Origin of the sequence: Holdemania sp. 1001302B_160321_E10 (genome assembly GCF_015552275.1) — a bacterium.
Lineage (GTDB): Bacteria > Bacillota_I > Bacilli_A > Erysipelotrichales > Erysipelotrichaceae > Holdemania.
The window spans coordinates 1-1,182 of sequence record NZ_JADNEM010000081.1; the positions used below are offsets into that span (position 1 = coordinate 1).

Here is a 1,182-nt window from a genome sequence, read left to right on the forward strand (position 1 = left end):
GTGTGGATGTCTTATCTACAGTTTAGCTTTGCGGGTATTAGTGCGATATGTGTGCAAGGCAATACCCTGCAAAATGAAATCAATTTTACCTTAGTCACGCCAATGTATTGCTTGAGAGGTGTGTCACCGTGAAAAATGATGTAATCAATTTAATCATTTTGAAGCTAAATGATAAAATTGAAAGCCGCGAAATTGAGCTTGTAAAGAATACACTGATCACTTGCCTCGAAGATTATGATCTGGTACCTAAAAAGAATGAAGTCGTACCGTATGGCTACGAAGACGAAAAGCTGATTCAGCTGTTCTTGGTAAGCAAAAAGATTGATGGATTGAGTGATCGATCCATTAAAGTGTATAGGCAGGAGTTAAATTCACATCTACACCTATACATTCAAAAAAAGATCACCGACATTACAACGGACGATCTGCGGATGCACTTCGCAAAGCGGATGATCGACAGTCCGAATTTGTCAAAAGCCACACTGAACGGCGAGCGTCGATATCTGTCCAGCTTCTTTACTTGGCTCGCGGATAATGGATATATTCCAAGGAATCCAATGCGGGCGATTAAGAAGATGAAAGAAGACAAGCGGATCAAGAAACCATTCAGCCAGGAAGAAATCGAACTCATGCGAGACGAATTGAAGAACCGGGTTGAAAAGGCAAGAAATACACGAGATCGTTTTGTAGCGATAAGAATGCAAGCACTCTTTGAATTTATGCTGAGCACCGGTTGCCGCGTAAGTGAAGCTTCCGGAGCTAAGCTTAAGGATTTAAACCTGACAAGCAACGAGATCCTCGTGTTCGGCAAAGGTGCAAAAGAACGAATCTGTTATCTAAACGAGATATCAATCATCCGCTTAAAGCAATGGCTTGAAGTGAGATCAGAAATGTCAGTAGACAGCGAGTATCTGTTCACCGGGTATCAGAATTCATACAATACCGGAACGATACTCGGCGCAGGTGGAATCGAAAGCTACTTCCGGCATTTAGGCGATCAACTCGGGATCAAGTGTCATCCGCATAAATTCAGACGCACCTGTGCGACGATGGCCTTGACCAAAGGAATGCCAATCGAAGAAGTGCAGCAGATGCTTGGACACAATGAGATCAACACAACGATGATCTATGCCCAGGTATCACAGGAAAATGTTAAACATAGCCACAGAAAATATATGTAAA

General features: G+C 42.6%; 1 protein-coding gene. It reads left to right on the forward strand.

What is annotated here, in order from left to right:
* Positions 1–128 precede the first annotated feature (128 nt).
* Positions 129–1,181: a tyrosine-type recombinase/integrase gene (locus I2D94_RS18120; RefSeq protein WP_072682834.1), complete on the forward strand. Its 1,053-nt coding sequence runs from the start codon at positions 129–131 to the stop codon at positions 1,179–1,181.
* The last annotated feature ends 1 nt before the right edge of the window (position 1,182 follow it).